The following is a 15,568-nucleotide window of genomic DNA, read 5'->3' as shown; positions in this document are numbered from 1 at the left end:
AATGCGCTTTCAAAATTTGGGGCAAGTTAGACCAAATCGGGCAGGCTTAATTCGATGTAATGCGCCACCAATCGCACCGTTCCACCCGAAAACACACCGCCTTCTGCAGTCAGGGTAAGGGCAGTTGGTGACCAATAAACAAGCGGCGCTTGCGGCCCGTTCACCCATGAATTGACACCCAAAAATATGCCTGATCCAAATCGCAAGGGGTCGTCTGCGACCCCAATCGCCCATGTGCTCAGCGTGCCCGTGAGCGTGGATGTGACCAATCCCGTGACCCCCAACCCGATGCTGCGTTATGAGAAAATAGGGTCTGTTGTGCCACTGGCACTGCGCGGTTTTTGAACGGCTCTATCGCCGCCTCGTCAGTCCTGATGTCATCTGCCGTGAAACAGCTTGCGCTGCTGCAGGCGCGAACGCCTGCCGTTTCGTTCTGCGACGCGGTTAATTTCCAGAATTGGCTCGTGCATCCGCCTCAATCTCGCGCCAGTGCGCGACATTTCGGTTATGCTCGGCCAATGTTTCAGCAAATGCGTGACCGCCTGTGCCATCTGCCACGAAAAAGATGTAATTCGTGTCGTCAGGGTTCAACGCAGCTTCAATAGAAGCGCGTCCTGGATTTGCAATCGGCGTTGGTGGCAGGCCGTCAATTTGATACGTGTTCCAGGGGGTTACGCGGTCAAGTTCACTGCGCCGCAAGCCGCGCCCCAACACGCCTTGCCCCTCCGTGACGCCGTAGATCACAGTCGGGTCAGTCTGCAAACGCATTCCCAGCCGCAGACGATTGGTAAAGACACTTGCAACAACCCCGCGCTCTTCAGCCTGCCCCGTTTCTTTTTCGATGATTGAGGCCAAGATCAACGCCTCTTGCGGCGTGCTGATTGGCAGGTTCTCTGCACGATTGGCCCACGCCTCCATCAAAATGGCCTCTTGGCGGGCTTGCATCTGAACCAACAGCTCCGCCCGCGCCATGCCGCGCGTGGCCTCGTAGGTGTCCGGGGCCAATAACCCTTCGGAAGGGATCTCCGCCACCTCACCGGTTAGGAATTCTGCTGATTTAAGCCCTTCAACAATCTGCCAAGATGTCAAACCTTCTGGGATCGACACGCGATAGGCAATGCTTGCGCCGCTTTCAGTGATTTCGCTGTAAATCGTTGGGATTTCCGCATCATAGGCAAATTCAGCCAATTCAATAACTTCGCCCGTGCCAGGCACCCGCTCGACCAGACGCTGCTCGCCCGTGCCATCAATGCGCAGAACATAGGTTGCAACATAACGATAAACGGGGGCGGCATTTTGGGTGATGACCCCCAAAATCTCCTCCATAGAGGCGCGCGCAGGGATTTCAAAAGACCCTGCACGAATAGCGCCTGCCATGTCACTATATTCTGCTCCCAAACGAAAAATCGCAGGATGCGTCACAGCCCCCGCTTCGGCCAAACGCGCGGCCACTTGCGACAGGCCCGCACCGCGCGGCACCTCGAAAAAGATCGGCCCCTCAAGCGGCCCTTCCTTGGTAAATTCCCGCTGACCCCACCCGATCGCGCCAGCCACGGCGATACATAGCACAATCAGCAGGCTGAACGCATTCGCAGCCACGCTTTTCCACATATGTCAGACTTTCCTCATAATCAGACAGGCATTTGTCCCACCAAAGCCAAAGGAATTGCTCTGCACCACATTGATCTCGCCCTTCACAGCCTGATTGGCGCAAAGATTGATGGCCGTTTCTGCCGCAGGCGTATCAAGGTTAATTGTTGGGGGGGCGATTTGGTCACGAATGGCCAAGATAGAGAAGATCGCCTCAATCGCGCCCGCTGCACCCAACAAATGTCCTGTTGCGGATTTTGTTGAGGACATCAGCAGATTTTTCGCATGATCCCCCATCAACCGCTCAACCGCGCCCAATTCAATGGTATCGGCCATGGTCGAGGTGCCATGCGCATTGACGTAATCCACATCTGACGGCGCTAGCCCTGCACGCTTAAGTGCGGCACGCATCGCGCGCTCGGCCCCTTCATGGTCAGGCGGTGGGGCCGTGATGTGATGGGCATCGCCCGACAGGCCATAGCCTAAAATTTCTGCATAGATTTTTGCGCCGCGGGCTTTGGCGTGTTCATATTCCTCCAACACAACCACGCCCGCGCCTTCGCCCATGACGAACCCGTCACTGTCGCTATCCCATGGACGGCTGGCTTTTTGCGGCTCATCGCCCCGCTTGGTCGACAGCGCCTTACACGCGTTAAAGCCCGCAATACCAATTTCACAAATCGGGCTTTCTGCACCGCCTGCAATCATTACATCCGCATCGCCCCATTGGATCAGACGCGCCGCGTCCCCAATGGCATGTGCGCCCGTTGAACAGGCCGTTACAACCGCATGGTTTGGCCCACGAAAGCCATATTTTATCGACACTTGCCCAGAGATCAGGTTGATCAGCGCACCTGGCACAAAGAAAGGCGATACACGGCGCGGCCCTTTTTCCTTAAGCGTGATGGATGTTTCCGCAATTGAGGCCAAGCCACCAATGCCCGACCCAATCAAAACACCTGTGCGCTCAAGAGCATCGCGATCTTCGGGCTCCCATCCTGCGTCTTTGATGGCCTGCTCTGCCGCCGCAACGCCATATAGGATGAATTCATCCACTTTGCGCTGTTCTTTCGGCTCCATGTAAAGATCAGGGTTAAAGGTTCCATCCGACCCATCGCCGCGCTTCACTTCACAGGCATAGGTCGTTGCCAAATGGCTTGCGTCAAAACGGGTGATGGTACCCGCCCCTGATTGGCCCGCCAAAAGCCGCGACCATGTCTCCTCCACCCCTGTGGCCAGAGGTGTCACCAGTCCCAATCCTGTCACAACAACGCGCCGCATCTTCACTGCCCTTCTCTCGTTTCGCGAAAGCTTGCACGTTGATAGCCTAGGGGTGCCAAGATGGGCAATCCCTCTCGCAGAAATCAGGCAGATTCCCTTGCCATTTTGGCACAAAAAAACGGCACCGCCGCAACGATGCCGTTTTCAAAACCTTTCCCTCAGCCACTAGGCGGACTGTGGGGGAATGACTTATTGCGCGTCAGTGATGAACTTGACCGCATCGCCGAAAGTCTGGATCGTTTCCGCCGCATCATCGGGGATCTCGATGCCAAACTCTTCCTCGAACGCCATTACCAACTCGACTGTATCGAGCGAATCCGCGCCCAGATCGTCAATGAAAGAGGCGTTTTCAGTCACTTTGTCTTCATCTACGCTCAGATGCTCGACAACAATTTTCTTCACGCGACCTGCGATATCGCTCATGTTCTTTCCTCATCCGTTTCGTGCGTGGGTTTATCCCCTGCACTGTTTCACTGGGCCGATTTTGGCCGCTCAATCCCGATCCTAACCGACTCAACCAGAGAAAGGTCAGAACCAAAGCCGCCGAAAAGCAAAGCCTTTCGGTGAAAACCAGCGCCGCTATAGCATGTTTGCGAAATAAGGCAATGCCTCAATCCCACCATAACGGCACAACTGTCACAGCATCGCCATGCCGCCATTCACATGCAACGTGGCCCCTGTAACATATCCCGCTTCATTTGATGCCAGATACAGCACGGCTGCCGCGATCTCTTCGGGTGTTCCCATCCGCCCTGCGGGGATTTTGACATTGATGGCCGCTTTTTGATCATCATTCAGCTTATCTGTCATCGGTGTTGCAATGAAACCTGGCGCGACACAGTTCACAGTCACGCCACGGCTCGCCACCTCATAGGCAAGGCTTTTTGACATGCCCACCATGCCCGCTTTCGCGGCTGCATAATTCCCCTGCCCTGGATTGCCCGTTGCCCCCACGATAGAGCTGATATTGATGATCCGACCCCAACGCGATTTCATCATACCGCGCAACGCGCCGCGGCACAGCCGCATGGTTGAGGTCAGATTAACCGCCAACACCTGTGCCCATTCCTCGTCTGACATCCGCATGAACAGGTTATCGCGTGTGATGCCCGCATTATTGACCAAAATATCCATCGCGCCCATGGCCTCGATGGCTTGTTTTGGCAGGGCTTCAACCGCCTCAGCATCGGACAAATTGCACGGCAGAACATGGCTGCGCTCACCCAGTTCAGCGGCGAGGGCCTCAAGCGGCTCAACCCGCGTTCCAGATAGGGCAACCACTGCCCCCGCGCTATGCAACGCGCGCGCAATATCCGCACCAATCCCCCCAGATGCGCCCGTCACAAGCGCAGATTTTCCTGTCAAATCAAACATAAAGCCCGTCCTTATCCCTTTAGCGCGGCAATATCCGCGGCCGTTCCGATTGCTTTTGTCTCCATCTCGCGCGCAATGCGCTTGACCATCCCAGACAGCGCTTTGCCAGCGCCAAGCTCCCACGCCTCGGTCACATCATTTTGCGCCATCCACATCACGGATTCGCGCCACCGCACGCGGCCTGTGACCTGCGTGATCAGATTGTCGCGGATCAGTGCGGGGTCATTGCTTGGCCCCGCCATCACGTTGCCGACCAATGGCACAACAGGCGCGTTTAACGTGACAGTTGCCAACGCCTCCGCCATTGCATCGGCCGCAGGTTGCATCAATGCGCAATGAAAGGGGGCAGAGACAGGCAGCATCACAGCGCGCTTGGCCCCGCGTGCTTTGGCGAGCTCAACGGCGCGCTCTACCGCCGCCGCATGACCCGAAATCACAACTTGCGCGGGGTCATTGTCATTGGCCGCTTGGCAAACATCCCCTTCAGCCGCGTCAGAGGCCAAATCCCCCACCGTATCAAAATCTAGGCCCAAGATTGCGGCCATCGCGCCCTGCCCTTTTGGCGTAGCTTTTTGCATTGCATCGCCACGAATGCGTAACAACTTGGCCGTATCCGCCACCGACAGGCTACCTGCCGCACAAAGCGCGGAATATTCGCCCAAAGAATGCCCCGCCACAAAACTTGCGTGCTCTGTAAAGGCAAACCCTTCGGCCTCAAGCGCGCGCACGGCGGCCATTGACGTTGCCATCAACGCAGGTTGCGCATTGGCGGTCAGGGTCAATTCGTCCTGATCCCCCTCCCAAATCAAATGCGACAGGCTTTGACCCAGTGCTTCATCCACCTCTTCAAACACCGCGCGCGCCGCGGCGTAGGTTTCAGCCAAATCACGGCCCATTCCAATGGTCTGCGCCCCTTGGCCCGGAAAGATAAAAGCACGGCTCATATTGCCTCTCCCACTTGTTTGTCTTAGGGTTATGGCTACAAGATATAGGGGGCAAGGGCAATTCATAACCGCAATTTTGCCCTGATTTTACGGCAATCCCGCTACAGCTTGCACCCTGCCGTGATCTGTGTATAAGGCAGGTAACTTTCGCCTAATATAAATGCAACGGCGTGATCCCTCGTGACTGATGGGGCGAAAGTGGAACGCATCGGTCTTTGAAACGCGCCCGAACAGTATCGGAGTTCACATGCCCCTTTACGAGCATGTTATGATCTCGCGTCAGGACTTGTCCAACGCGCAAGCTGAAAGCTTGATCGAGCATTTCAGCACCGTCCTCAAAGACAATGGTGGTTCCGTGGTTGATGCCGAGTATTGGGGTATCAAGACCATGGCCTACAAAATCAACAAGAACCGCAAAGGCCATTATGCCTTCTTGCGCAGCGATGCCCCCTCGGCCGCCGTGCATGAGATGGAGCGTTTGATGCGCTTGCATGATGACGTGATGCGCGTCTTGACTATCAAGGTTGACGCCCACGAAGAAGGCCCTTCGGTTCAAATGCAAAAACGCGAAGAACGCGGCGAACGCCGCGAGCGCCGTTAATTTAAGGGAAGGATAGAATCATGGCAGCAAAACCGTTTTTCCGCCGCCGCAAGTCCGACCCGTTTGACGGAGAAGACGCGCCAAAAATCGATTACAAAGATGTGCGCTTGCTTCAGCGTTACATCTCTGAGCGTGGCAAGATCGTGCCTGCACGTATCACTGCCGTATCAGCAAAAAACCAGCGTAAGCTGGCACAGGCCATCAAGCGCGCTCGTTTCCTCGCGCTGTTGCCCTATGCAGTGAAGTAAGGAGAAACCGATATGGATGTGATCCTTCTTGAACGCGTGGCCAAACTTGGCCAGATGGGCGATGTCGTTTCGGTAAAAGACGGCTATGCGCGCAACTATCTCTTGCCACAGCGCAAGGCGATGCGTGCAAATGACAACAACCTCAAGGCCTTCGAAGCGCAAAAAGCCCAGCTTGAAGCGCGCAACCTTGAGACAAAGAAAGAAGCCGAGGATTTGGCAGCTCGCTTGGGTGGTCAGCAATTCGTTGTGATCCGCTCGGCCTCTGATTCTGGTGCGCTTTACGGCTCTGTCACCACTCGTGACGCGGCTGATGCGGCCACCGATGCAGGGTTCAGCATTGATCGCAAGCAGGTTGCCCTGACCGCGCCGATCAAAGAGCTTGGCCTTCACGTTGTGTCTGTCGTTCTGCACCCTGAGGTAGATGTGACCATCACCCTCAACGTGGCACGTTCGACCGAAGAAGCAGAATTGCAAGCCTCTGGTAAGTCAATCCAAGAACTGGCCGCCGAGGAAGAAGCTGCTGCAGAATTCGAAATTGCAGAACTCTTTGACGATATCGGCGCAGCCCAGCTGGACGATGACGAAGACGCCCCTGCCCCTGCGGCAGAGGCAGCAGACGAAGGTGAAGAAAACGCATAAGCGTTTCTCAGTCTGCAAACCAAAAGAAAACCGCGCCCCAAACAGGGCGCGGTTTTTTCTGTTTACCACCTTCGCTTGGATCAGTTCGTCCAAGTCTCCAATTCCAAATTGGCGGGACAGCTTTGACCATTATATGTCCCAAGCCAAACATCAACACGCCCGTTTAGCGCCGATGGCCCATAAACATTGATCAAAGGATCAAGGTTGCCATTGCTGTCATCATCAAACAGCCATGTACCATCCGCTGTATTGACCAACATCACGGTGTCGCAACTCGCATTGACCTGCAATTCCAACCGATACCCCTGCATCTGGCTGAAGTTGAAGGAAAATTGCGGTGCAGGCGTGAACCAGCCATGACCAGGCAAACCGCACCCAGAAATCTCGCCGCTGCCATAGGCCGATGCTGAGAAATTGGTGGGTGAGTATAGTTGCGGCCCGTTCAAATTATAGCTTGGCCCTGTTAGGCCGATGGTCGGACAATTGGCCGAATTGCTTGGCGCGGCGGTGCTCGCCGTCCATGTTTCAAATTCAATCGTAGCCGAACAATTTGCCCCTAAGGTGCCAACCCAGACATCCACCTGCCCATTCAGCGCATCGCTGCCCGAAATACGCAGCATTGGATCAAGATTGCCGTTGCTGTCATCGTCAAAATACCAAATGCCATTAGCTGAATTCACAAGTAGCGTAGCATCGCAACTGCTGTTCACTTGGATCTCAAGATCATAACCCTGCATGCCTGACAGGTTTAGCGTATATTGCGGGCTTGCCGAGACCGATCCTGCACCAGATATGCCGCAATTGCTGAGCATCGCCCCGCCCGTTGCCATGGTCGAATAGCTTTGCGGTGAATAAAGCTGATCCCCGGTAAAACTCAGATAAGTGCCGCTTTTGGCAAAGGTTGGACAGGCGGCTGCCGTGACCACAGACACAAACAACATGGCACAGGCTGATAGTAAAACGCGTAGCATGAATTCGTCCCTCATTTTTTTGAATTATCCCCAAATCGCGAATGGCACGCGCGACCCAATGTGCATTTCACCCCGTCTCTAGCTTACGCCAAAATCCCCAAAACACCACAAAAAAGCCCCCAATCTTCATTGGGGGCCTTTCGTAATGCTGTAAAAAGTCTTTTGAAGATTACTCTTCGTCCAAGGCCTCAACAGCTTTTTCAAGCTTGGCTTTGGTGGTTTCAACATCCTTCACTTCAGCCTGCTCAAAGATATAGTCAACGACCTTATCCTCGAACAATGGTGCGCGAAGCTGCTGCTGCGCTTGCTGATTTTTCTGAATGAATTCGAAGAAAGCGCGCTCTTGACCGGGGTATTGACGCGCTTGGTTCATGACCGCTTGGGTGAATTCCGCATCGGTCACTTGAACCTCGTTCTTCTGACCCAATTCCGCCAAGAGCAAGCCCAACTTCACGCGGCGCTCGGCCAGTTTGGTGTGCTCCTTGGTTGGTTTGATCTCACCATGGTCATGACCCTGATGCTCAGGGTTTTCTTCATGCCAAAGTTGATGCGCGATCTGCGCGGCTTCTGCCTCGACAAGGCTTGGGGGCAGATCAAACTTAACCTGCTTGTCCAACTGATCGAGCAAAGCGCGCTTGGTGATCTGGCGCGCGGCCCCCGCATATTCGGCCTGCAAACGCTCCGACACTTGACCCTTCAAGGCTTCAAGGCTTTCTGCGCTGTATTTCTTGGCAAGCTCATCATCAATCACCGCAGGAACGGGCTTTTTGACCTCTTTGATCGTGCAATCAAAGGTCGCTGCTTTCCCTGCCAAATGCTCAGCGCCGTATTCCTCAGGGAAGGTGACAGAAACCTGCTTTTCTTCGCCCGCTTTTACACCGATCAACTGATCTTCAAACCCTGGGATAAAGCTGTTCGAGCCCAAAACCAGTGGGTAATCTTCGGCGCTGCCGCCTTCAAAGGCCTCCCCATCGACCTTACCAACGAAATCAAAGACGACCTGATCGTCTTTGGCAGCTTTGCCCTTTTTGGTTTCGAAATTCTGGGCTGTCTCAGCCAGTTTCGCCAGTGTCTCGTCAATCTCTTTGTCTGATGCAGGCACAACCATGCGCTCAAGCTTCAGCTTCTTGTAATCCACATCGGGGATTTCTGGCAGACGCTCATAGGACATCGAGACGATGACATCATCGCCTTCTTTCCAATCCTCGTTCACCATCTTGACCTCAGGCTGCATCGCAGGACGGTCGCCAGATGTTTCAAGGTGGTTTTGCATTGCGCTATCAACAGCGTCTTGCATCGCTTCGCCCATGACACGGGGGCCGAACTGCTTTTTCAAAAGCGCCATCGGCACTTTCCCCTTGCGAAAGCCTTTCATCTCAATCTCAGGCTGCGCTTCAGTCAGTTTCTCATTGACCTTGGCCTCGAGTTCCGCACCCGTGATGGTGATCTTATAGGCGCGCTTTAGGCCTTCGTTTAGGGTTTCCGTGACGTTCATCTGCTTTCCTCGCAATCGAAAACGGTGGTCACCCAAAGGCGACCCGCAAAAAGGGAATTTGCGCCTTACTATTGACAGGCAGGGGGGCGTTCAACCCCGAAATGCGGGCCAAGCGGCGCTTGGCCCCTGCATTCACATAAATTAGGGCAAAATAACCCGTGGTTCAGCCACGCCTTTGACCTCAAGCCGTGCATGATAGAGCAATCCTTGCGGCGCATCTGGCGCGTCCATCCCCTCCTGTGCGGAGGTGATGTAGAGGTCTTGAAGGTCGCCCCCCCCAAAGGCGGGGCAACTGGAATGCCGCCCGTCAAGCGTGACCACGCGCTCAAGCCTGCCATCGGGGGCATAACGCGCAACTCGGCCCCTGCCCCATTGCGCATTCCAAACATAGCCTTCAGCATCCACCACAGACCCGTCAGGGTTCAAATCTTCCCCCCGCAGGTCAAGAAACACCGAAATTGACCCATCGGGCCATCCATCGGCATTAAGGCCGACCTGCATAATCTGCTGATCTGGGGTCGAGCAGAAATAGGCGATCTTGCCATCAGGCGAAAAGCAAATCGAATTGGGTATGGTCACGGCGGCGAATAATTTGCGCAATTCACCCTTATAGTAGCGATAAATCGCTCCTGCCCCCTCTTCGAACTTCTTGCCCATCGTCCCGATCCAAAACCCGCCCTGATGATCCGCGCGGCCATCATTTGAGCGTGTCACGGGGTTATCTGCCTCAAGATCACACAATGGCGTGGCGGTGCCTGTGTCCAAATCAAACACAAACAGCGCGCGTTCAGAGGCGATGACGATACGGGTCTCATCGACCCATCCCGCCGCCGAAACCAAATCTGGGAACCCATATTCGCGCTGAGCGCCATCTTTCAGCGCAAAAAGGGTTTTGTTCATAATATCGAACCACAGCAATTCCCCACGCAACGGATGCCACAAAGGCCCCTCACCTAGGAAATTTGGCTGTGTCGTTATCGCGCTTGCATGCACACCCATGATCCAACCTCACTTGGCCAATTCACTGGGCAACAGACCTTCAGGCATGTTTTGATAGCACACAGGCCTTAAAAAGCGGCGGATTGCCAAAGATCCCACGGATGTCGCCCCAAAATTTGTAGACGCAGGATAAGGCCCGCCATGCACCATGGCATCGCAGACCTCGACCCCAGTGGGGAAACCATTGGCCAAAACGCGGCCTGCTTTGCGCTCAAGGATCGGTAAGAACGTGCGGGCCTCTGCCAGATCGCCGTCATCCATATGCAACGTGCAGGTCAACTGCCCCTCAAGATTGAGGGCAATTTCGCGCATCTGTGCAAGATCACGGGCGCGCACAACCATCCCCATTGGGCCAAACACCTCGTGACCAAGCGCATCATTGGCCAACCAATCTGCACCGCTCACCTCATACAGATAGGGGGCTGCATCGCGGTTGTCGCACATGGTTCCCAAAACCTCACGCACTGCGTTTTGGGCGCCGATGGTTTTGACCCCATTACGATAGGCCTCGGCAATGCCTGTGGTTAGCATCACCTGCGGCGCGGTTGCAGTGAGCGCCTCACTTGCGGCCGCAACAAATGCATCGGCCTCAGCCCCGTCAATCACCACGGCGATCCCTGGATTGGTGCAAAACTGCCCCACACCCATGGTCAAAGACCCCGCCCACGCCGTGCCAATCGCCGCGCCACGCGCGGCCATCGCGGCAGGCATCAAAAACATCGGGTTCACGCTGCCCAATTCGCCAAAAAATGGAATTGGGGTTGGACGCGCTGCGCAGAGATCGAACAAGGCGCGTCCGCCTTTGAGCGAGCCCGTAAAGCCAACCGCAGTGATCAATGGATGCTGCACAAGCGCGCCGCCCACCTCATAGGCCCCGCCATGGATCATGCTAAACACGCCCTCAGGCAAGTCGCAGGCGCGGATCGCGGCCAAGATAGCCTCAGCGATGATTTCAGCCGTTCCCGGATGCGCTTCATGCGCCTTGACCACCGCGGGGCAGCCTGCCGCTAAGGCGCTGGCCGTATCGCCCCCCGCCGTTGAAAAGGCGAGTGGGAAATTCGAGGCGCCAAACACGGCCACAGGGCCCAAAGGGCGCTGCATCATGCGCAAATCAGGGCGCGGCAAGGGCGCGCGATCAGGCAGGGCTGCATCATGGCGCAAATCAAGATAGTCCTCTTTTAGGATATGCGCCGCAAACATCCGCAACTGGCCCGTGGTGCGACCGCGCTCCCCCTCAAGGCGCGCCGCGGGCAGGCCCGTTTCGCGGGTCCCAATGTCGGTGATCATCGGGCCGCGCGCTTCAATCTCATCCGCGATTTTGTTGAGAAAGGCAGCGCGCGCAGCGCGGGATGTGACACTATAATCCCAAAATGCAGTTTCAGCGCCCTGAACAGCCTGATCCACCAAAGCCGTGCTGCCTTTTGAAACCGCGTGACCCTGACCATCCACAGGGGCCGATGTAAACTGCCCCTCCCCTGCACGCCAGTGGCCTGCAATCAAATGCTGTCCATGCGGGTGAAATTTTGGCTCAGATCCCATAACGCGCTCCCTTATCACTGGCTGTTGGCGCTATCGTTAAACACCTGCACGCAATGCTGCAAGGGAGGGGCGTCAGGGTTTGCGGGAATTTGTCGCGCAAGCCTGACTTGAAATCAGATCAATCAACGCCAAAACTAGTTTTGTGACGGCGTCATTTTCAGTCATTCGTGCCAATAATGACTGACAAGGGAGTGAGTGATTTGACGCAAAAAATCGGACTGGCCGCAGCCTTGGCCTTTGCAGTTTCGGGCGGGGCAGCATGGGCAAGCGGTGATGCCGCTGCGGGTGAGCGCGCGTTCAACCAATGCGTGGCGTGCCATGTTGTTAAAAACGCAGCAGGTGACACGCTTGCGGGGCGTAATGGGCGCACAGGGCCAAACCTATACGGTGTGGCAGGCGGCCCTGCAGGGGTCGCCGAAGGCTTCCGCTATTCCGCCAGCCTTGCAGCCTATGGTGAGGCGGGCAATATTTGGGATGAAGAATCCTTTGTGGCCTATGTCCAAGACCCGACCGCCTATCTGCGCGAGGCGCTTGGCGACAATGGCGCGCGCAGCGCGATGTCGTTCCGTGTGCGTGGCGACGAAGATGCCCGCAACCTTTACGCCTATCTGCAATCTTTGGCGACTGAGTAACGCCAAACCTTCTCGCGCGGCATGGTCTTTTAGCCATCCGCGCGAGATAAAATCAGAGCGTGTCCGTAAAGCGTGGAGCAGTGGCCATCTTAAGGCGCAACTTACCTGGTCGCGCCAACGTCAATGAACTCATCAACATATGCTTGACCCCTCCGACCCATGACCTCAAGGTTATCGGCTATCTGACACATGGGGAGCTAGGTAAGTCGCGGGCAGGCGGAGTTTACCTTACCGAAACCGACATAAGCGGAAGCAACGCGCACGCGCGGGCGGGAGCAAATACACAGAAATGCGCGCGCGCGGGACGCTCAACAAAAAAGGTGGATAATAGGGTGGACGGCCTGTGTGCATAAATAACTAAGGCCATGAAATATATCATTATAGTTTCATGATTTGGTGCGGGTGGAGGGACTTGAACCCCCACGCCTTGCGGCGCCAGAACCTAAATCTGGTGCGTCTACCAATTTCGCCACACCCGCAACGGCGCTGTCCTTAGCAGAGGCTTTTGCGGAGTGCGAGGGGGAAAATCACCCTTTTTGCAATTTCTCAGAGGCCGCACCGCCCCGCACCAAAGGCTGCGCCACAATTTCGCCTTATTTCTGATGTTACCTCACCACAGAGGCAAAAGCGGGCAAAGAACCGCGTCAAATGCGAGCAAAACAAATGACAATTCCCGTTAGCCCTGCGCTGCTTATGGGGTTGCGCGATTTGGTGCAAAGCCCAATTGACGCAATGCCTGCGCTTGAGACGCAACTCATCATGGCAGATTTGCCCATTCTCACCCTTGAGGGGGCCTTGCCCGCGGAACATCTCTATGTGGGGGATCGTGTCATCACCAATATTGGCGCCCTGCCCCTTCAGGCACTGATGCCTGTGCATATCGCCCAACCCCTGCGCTTGGTGCATCTTGCGGCCTATGCGCTTGGCTCTGACCAGACGCAGCACTGTGATCTCTTTCCCAGTCAATTGTTGAAAACGCGCCACGGTGACAGGCGGCCCGTTCGGTCGATCAGGCCGCAGCTTAAAGCCACAGTTTTCAAACTGATTAAATTTTGTGCGCAGCGCACAAATATGTTGCAAGTCCTCAAATTTCCCTTGAGAGAGAGCAGCGCGAGCGGGCAATCAGATTGCCCCGCCCCGCACAACATGGTGTCAGAAACGCGCAATGCACGCAGGAAAGCGAGGGCCACATGAAAAAAATCGAAGCGATCATCAAACCATTTAAGCTTGATGAAGTGAAAGAAGCGCTTCAGGAAATCGGCATTCAAGGTTTGTCGGTGACCGAAGTTAAAGGGTTTGGCCGTCAAAAAGGTCATACAGAGCTTTATCGCGGCGCGGAATATGTGGTTGATTTCTTGCCTAAGGTGAAAATCGAAGTTGTTCTTTCCGATGATATGGTCGATGGCGCGATTGAGGCGATCATTGACGCGGCGAAGACCGATAAGATTGGGGACGGTAAGATTTTCGTCTCCACCATCGAGCAAGCGATCCGCATCCGCACAGGCGAGTCTGGTGAAGACGCGCTTTAAGGCATGAGGCCAAAATAGCCAGGGTCACTTTGGCCCTATCTCACTCCCCAAAGACCAAAATGTAAGGGAAGGTCACGATGAGCAAAGACAAGGTTCTTAAACTGATCAAAGACGAAGACATCGCATATGTCGATATTCGTTTCACAGACCCGCGCGGCAAGATCCAGCACGTTACCGTGATGTCTGATCTGGTTGATGAAGATTTCCTCGATGAGGGCTTCATGTTTGACGGCTCCTCGATTTCTGGTTGGAAAGGCATCGAAGCCTCCGACATGAAATTGATGGTAGACACAGACAGCGCCTATATTGATCCGTTCTACGCAGAGAAAACCCTGTGCGTGCATTGTAACGTGGTCGAGCCTGACACGGGCGAGCCTTACGAGCGTGACCCACGCGGCACCGCCGTTAAGGCAGAGGCCTATCTGAAATCCACAGGGATTGGCGATGTGGCCTATTTCGGCCCAGAGGCCGAATTCTTCATCTTCGATGATGTGCGTTACTCGGTCGCCCCAAACAAAGTGGGCTACGAAATTGACGCGGTCGCAGCTGCATGGAACACCGATGCTGAGTTCGAGATGGGCAATATGGGCCATCGCGCGGGCCACAAGGGCGGCTACTTCCCTGTGAACCCAATTGATGAAGCCCAAGACCTGCGGTCTGAAATGCTGTCGACCATGAAATCCATCGGGATGAAAGTGGACAAGCATCACCACGAAGTGGCGACCTGTCAGCATGAATTGGGCCTGATTTTCGGGACATTGACCGAACAGGGCGACAACATCCTGAAATATAAATACATCATCCAGAACGTGGCCCATGCCTATGGCAAAACAGCCACCTTCATGCCCAAGCCTATGGCAGGCGATAACGGCACGGGGATGCACGTGAACATGTCGATCTGGAAAGATGGCAAGCCCTTGTTTGCAGGCGACAAATACGCGGATCTGTCAGATGAGGCGCTTTACTTCATCGGTGGCATCCTCAAGCACGCCAAAGCGTTGAACGCGTTCACCAACCCATCGACCAACAGCTATAAGCGTCTGATCCCCGGCTTCGAAGCCCCCGTTCTACGTGCTTATTCTGCACGGAACCGTTCGGGCTGCGTGCGTATTCCATGGACAGAAAGCCCCAAAGCCAAGCGCGTTGAGGCCCGCTTCCCTGATCCATCTGCAAACCCCTACTTGGCCTTCGCGGCCTTGTTGATGGCGGGTCTGGACGGTATTCAGAACAAAATCCACCCAGGTGAGCCTTCTGACAAAGATCTGTATGATCTGCCCCCAGAAGAATTGGCCGAAATCCCAACTGTTTGCGCATCCTTGCGCGAGGCATTGGAAGAGCTGGAAAAAGATCACGACTTCCTGCTCAAAGGCGATGTGTTCACGAAGGATCAAATCGATGCCTATGCCGCGCTCAAGTGGCAGGAGGTCTATGCCTTCGAACACACCCCACACCCTGTGGAATACAAGATGTATTTCTCCTGCTAAGCAGCAGAAATCGAACAAGAAAGGCGCAAGCATTGCTTGCGCCTTTTTTTATCAGAACCGCATGAACCGCTGCATAAGACCCGTAGTCTGGCGCAGACGGCGCTCAGTCGCACGGGCCTGTGCAGGATCACCCCCTGCACCTCGCCGCGCGACATGGTCGGTTGCTTTATTCACCCCACGCCAAACCATCCGCCTTATCACCATACGGATCATTGCCGAAATAAGGTTGCTCATCTCACTCT

18 protein-coding genes, 1 tRNA gene and 1 pseudogene are annotated in these 15,568 nt (G+C 55.1%); 8 read left to right on the top strand and 12 right to left on the bottom strand.

Annotated features, from left to right (window positions below; all coding sequences use genetic code 11):
• Window positions 1-26 precede the first annotated feature (26 nt).
• Window positions 27-269 carry a hypothetical protein gene (locus tag AAC622_RS05080; RefSeq protein WP_340260658.1) on the bottom strand — a complete coding sequence of 81 codons (243 nt, stop codon included), beginning with the start codon at window positions 267-269 and terminating at the stop codon, window positions 27-29.
• Between the two features lie 47 nt (window positions 270-316).
• Here AAC622_RS05080 and AAC622_RS12425 point away from each other — a divergent pair.
• Window positions 317-448, top strand: a pseudogene (locus AAC622_RS12425) (V4R domain-containing protein); the annotation flags it as partial.
• Here AAC622_RS12425 and mltG read toward each other — a convergent pair.
• From mltG to fabD, 5 genes are all read right to left on the bottom strand, one after another.
• Window positions 445-1,611 carry an endolytic transglycosylase MltG gene (mltG, locus tag AAC622_RS05075; RefSeq protein WP_340260657.1) on the bottom strand — a complete coding sequence of 389 codons (1,167 nt, stop codon included), beginning with the start codon at window positions 1,609-1,611 and terminating at the stop codon, window positions 445-447. The pseudogene AAC622_RS12425 and the gene mltG sit on opposite strands and share 4 nt — an antisense overlap.
• Window positions 1,612-1,614: 3 nt before the next feature.
• On the bottom strand, window positions 1,615-2,871 hold the full coding sequence (fabF, locus tag AAC622_RS05070) for a beta-ketoacyl-ACP synthase II (RefSeq protein WP_340260655.1): 1,257 nt from the start codon (window positions 2,869-2,871) through the stop codon (window positions 1,615-1,617).
• Window positions 2,872-3,060: 189 nt separating this feature from the next.
• Window positions 3,061-3,294, bottom strand: coding sequence for an acyl carrier protein (locus tag AAC622_RS05065; RefSeq protein ID WP_317654652.1), 234 nt, complete (start codon window positions 3,292-3,294; stop codon window positions 3,061-3,063).
• 213 nt (window positions 3,295-3,507) lie between these two features.
• Window positions 3,508-4,245, bottom strand: a complete 738-nt coding sequence (fabG, locus tag AAC622_RS05060; RefSeq protein ID WP_340260654.1) for a 3-oxoacyl-[acyl-carrier-protein] reductase — start codon at window positions 4,243-4,245, stop codon at window positions 3,508-3,510.
• Between the two features lie 11 nt (window positions 4,246-4,256).
• A complete protein-coding gene (gene fabD / locus AAC622_RS05055; protein WP_340260653.1) occupies window positions 4,257-5,189 on the bottom strand; it encodes an ACP S-malonyltransferase in 933 nt (310 codons plus the stop codon).
• Between the two features lie 247 nt (window positions 5,190-5,436).
• Between fabD and rpsF the strand changes: the two genes are divergently transcribed.
• From rpsF to rplI, 3 genes are read left to right on the top strand one after another with little or no spacing between them, the layout of a single operon-like run.
• Window positions 5,437-5,790, top strand: a complete 354-nt coding sequence (gene rpsF, locus AAC622_RS05050) for a 30S ribosomal protein S6 (protein ID WP_340242711.1) — start codon at window positions 5,437-5,439, stop codon at window positions 5,788-5,790.
• Between the two features lie 20 nt (window positions 5,791-5,810).
• Window positions 5,811-6,038 (top strand): 30S ribosomal protein S18, encoded by a 228-nt coding sequence (gene rpsR, locus AAC622_RS05045; RefSeq protein ID WP_213675305.1) that lies wholly within the window; start codon window positions 5,811-5,813, stop codon window positions 6,036-6,038.
• Between the two features lie 12 nt (window positions 6,039-6,050).
• Window positions 6,051-6,677 carry a 50S ribosomal protein L9 gene (gene rplI / locus AAC622_RS05040; protein WP_340260652.1) on the top strand — a complete coding sequence of 209 codons (627 nt, stop codon included), beginning with the start codon at window positions 6,051-6,053 and terminating at the stop codon, window positions 6,675-6,677.
• A gap of 80 nt (window positions 6,678-6,757) precedes the next feature.
• Here the strand turns inward: rplI and AAC622_RS05035 are convergent, their stop codons facing one another.
• The 4 genes from AAC622_RS05035 to AAC622_RS05020 all read right to left on the bottom strand — a co-directional run bounded on the left by AAC622_RS05035 (window position 6,758) and on the right by AAC622_RS05020 (window position 11,681).
• Window positions 6,758-7,648 carry a hypothetical protein gene (locus tag AAC622_RS05035; protein ID WP_340260651.1) on the bottom strand — a complete coding sequence of 297 codons (891 nt, stop codon included), beginning with the start codon at window positions 7,646-7,648 and terminating at the stop codon, window positions 6,758-6,760.
• A gap of 169 nt (window positions 7,649-7,817) precedes the next feature.
• Window positions 7,818-9,143, bottom strand: a complete 1,326-nt coding sequence (gene tig / locus AAC622_RS05030; protein ID WP_340260649.1) for a trigger factor — start codon at window positions 9,141-9,143, stop codon at window positions 7,818-7,820.
• Between the two features lie 141 nt (window positions 9,144-9,284).
• Window positions 9,285-10,142, bottom strand: a complete 858-nt coding sequence (locus AAC622_RS05025; protein WP_340260648.1) for an SMP-30/gluconolactonase/LRE family protein — start codon at window positions 10,140-10,142, stop codon at window positions 9,285-9,287.
• Between the two features lie 9 nt (window positions 10,143-10,151).
• The gene (locus AAC622_RS05020) at window positions 10,152-11,681 is read right to left on the bottom strand and encodes an aldehyde dehydrogenase (NADP(+)) (protein ID WP_340260646.1); all 1,530 of its coding nucleotides are present in this window, start codon (window positions 11,679-11,681) and stop codon (window positions 10,152-10,154) included.
• A 200-nt stretch (window positions 11,682-11,881) separates the two neighbouring features.
• On the opposite strand from AAC622_RS05020, the gene AAC622_RS05015 reads away from it, so the two are divergent.
• Window positions 11,882-12,313 carry a c-type cytochrome gene (locus tag AAC622_RS05015; protein WP_340260645.1) on the top strand — a complete coding sequence of 144 codons (432 nt, stop codon included), beginning with the start codon at window positions 11,882-11,884 and terminating at the stop codon, window positions 12,311-12,313.
• 394 nt (window positions 12,314-12,707) lie between these two features.
• Here the strand turns inward: AAC622_RS05015 and AAC622_RS05010 are convergent.
• A tRNA-Leu gene (locus AAC622_RS05010) sits at window positions 12,708-12,792 on the bottom strand.
• Window positions 12,793-12,976: 184 nt separating this feature from the next.
• On the opposite strand from AAC622_RS05010, the gene AAC622_RS05005 reads away from it, so the two are divergent.
• The 3 genes from AAC622_RS05005 to glnA all read left to right on the top strand — a co-directional run bounded on the left by AAC622_RS05005 (window position 12,977) and on the right by glnA (window position 15,326).
• Window positions 12,977-13,507 (top strand): hypothetical protein, encoded by a 531-nt coding sequence (locus AAC622_RS05005; protein WP_340260643.1) that lies wholly within the window; start codon window positions 12,977-12,979, stop codon window positions 13,505-13,507.
• Window positions 13,504-13,842, top strand: coding sequence for a P-II family nitrogen regulator (locus AAC622_RS05000; RefSeq protein WP_317654668.1), 339 nt, complete (start codon window positions 13,504-13,506; stop codon window positions 13,840-13,842). Before AAC622_RS05005 ends, AAC622_RS05000 begins: the two co-directional genes overlap by 4 nt.
• A 77-nt stretch (window positions 13,843-13,919) precedes the next feature.
• Window positions 13,920-15,326, top strand: a complete 1,407-nt coding sequence (gene glnA, locus AAC622_RS04995) for a type I glutamate--ammonia ligase (RefSeq protein WP_340260642.1) — start codon at window positions 13,920-13,922, stop codon at window positions 15,324-15,326.
• Window positions 15,327-15,377: 51 nt separating this feature from the next.
• Here the strand turns inward: glnA and AAC622_RS04990 are convergent, their stop codons facing one another.
• Window positions 15,378-15,560 carry a hypothetical protein gene (locus AAC622_RS04990; RefSeq protein WP_340260641.1) on the bottom strand — a complete coding sequence of 61 codons (183 nt, stop codon included), beginning with the start codon at window positions 15,558-15,560 and terminating at the stop codon, window positions 15,378-15,380.
• Between the last annotated feature and the right edge of the window lie 8 nt (window positions 15,561-15,568).

It is taken from the genome of Roseobacter sp. HKCCA0882, assembly GCF_037805225.1.
In the GTDB taxonomy this organism is placed as follows: Bacteria; Pseudomonadota; Alphaproteobacteria; order Rhodobacterales; family Rhodobacteraceae; genus M30B80.
This window is presented reverse-complemented; position numbering and strand designations above follow the sequence as displayed.

Coding starts and splice junctions, on each gene's coding strand:
- mltG (WP_340260657.1), bottom strand. CDS start 1,611: ATGTGGAAAAGCGTGGCTGCGAATGCGTTCAGCCTGCTGATTGTGCTA.
- fabF (WP_340260655.1), bottom strand. CDS start 2,871: ATGCGGCGCGTTGTTGTGACAGGATTGGGACTGGTGACACCTCTGGCC.
- AAC622_RS05065 (WP_317654652.1), bottom strand. CDS start 3,294: ATGAGCGATATCGCAGGTCGCGTGAAGAAAATTGTTGTCGAGCATCTG.
- fabG (WP_340260654.1), bottom strand. CDS start 4,245: ATGTTTGATTTGACAGGAAAATCTGCGCTTGTGACGGGCGCATCTGGG.
- fabD (WP_340260653.1), bottom strand. CDS start 5,189: ATGAGCCGTGCTTTTATCTTTCCGGGCCAAGGGGCGCAGACCATTGGA.
- rpsF (WP_340242711.1), top strand. CDS start 5,437: ATGCCCCTTTACGAGCATGTTATGATCTCGCGTCAGGACTTGTCCAAC.
- rpsR (WP_213675305.1), top strand. CDS start 5,811: ATGGCAGCAAAACCGTTTTTCCGCCGCCGCAAGTCCGACCCGTTTGAC.
- rplI (WP_340260652.1), top strand. CDS start 6,051: ATGGATGTGATCCTTCTTGAACGCGTGGCCAAACTTGGCCAGATGGGC.
- AAC622_RS05035 (WP_340260651.1), bottom strand. CDS start 7,648: ATGCTACGCGTTTTACTATCAGCCTGTGCCATGTTGTTTGTGTCTGTG.
- tig (WP_340260649.1), bottom strand. CDS start 9,143: ATGAACGTCACGGAAACCCTAAACGAAGGCCTAAAGCGCGCCTATAAG.
- AAC622_RS05025 (WP_340260648.1), bottom strand. CDS start 10,142: ATGGGTGTGCATGCAAGCGCGATAACGACACAGCCAAATTTCCTAGGT.
- AAC622_RS05020 (WP_340260646.1), bottom strand. CDS start 11,681: ATGGGATCTGAGCCAAAATTTCACCCGCATGGACAGCATTTGATTGCA.
- AAC622_RS05005 (WP_340260643.1), top strand. CDS start 12,977: ATGACAATTCCCGTTAGCCCTGCGCTGCTTATGGGGTTGCGCGATTTG.
- AAC622_RS05000 (WP_317654668.1), top strand. CDS start 13,504: ATGAAAAAAATCGAAGCGATCATCAAACCATTTAAGCTTGATGAAGTG.
- glnA (WP_340260642.1), top strand. CDS start 13,920: ATGAGCAAAGACAAGGTTCTTAAACTGATCAAAGACGAAGACATCGCA.
- AAC622_RS04990 (WP_340260641.1), bottom strand. CDS start 15,560: ATGAGCAACCTTATTTCGGCAATGATCCGTATGGTGATAAGGCGGATG.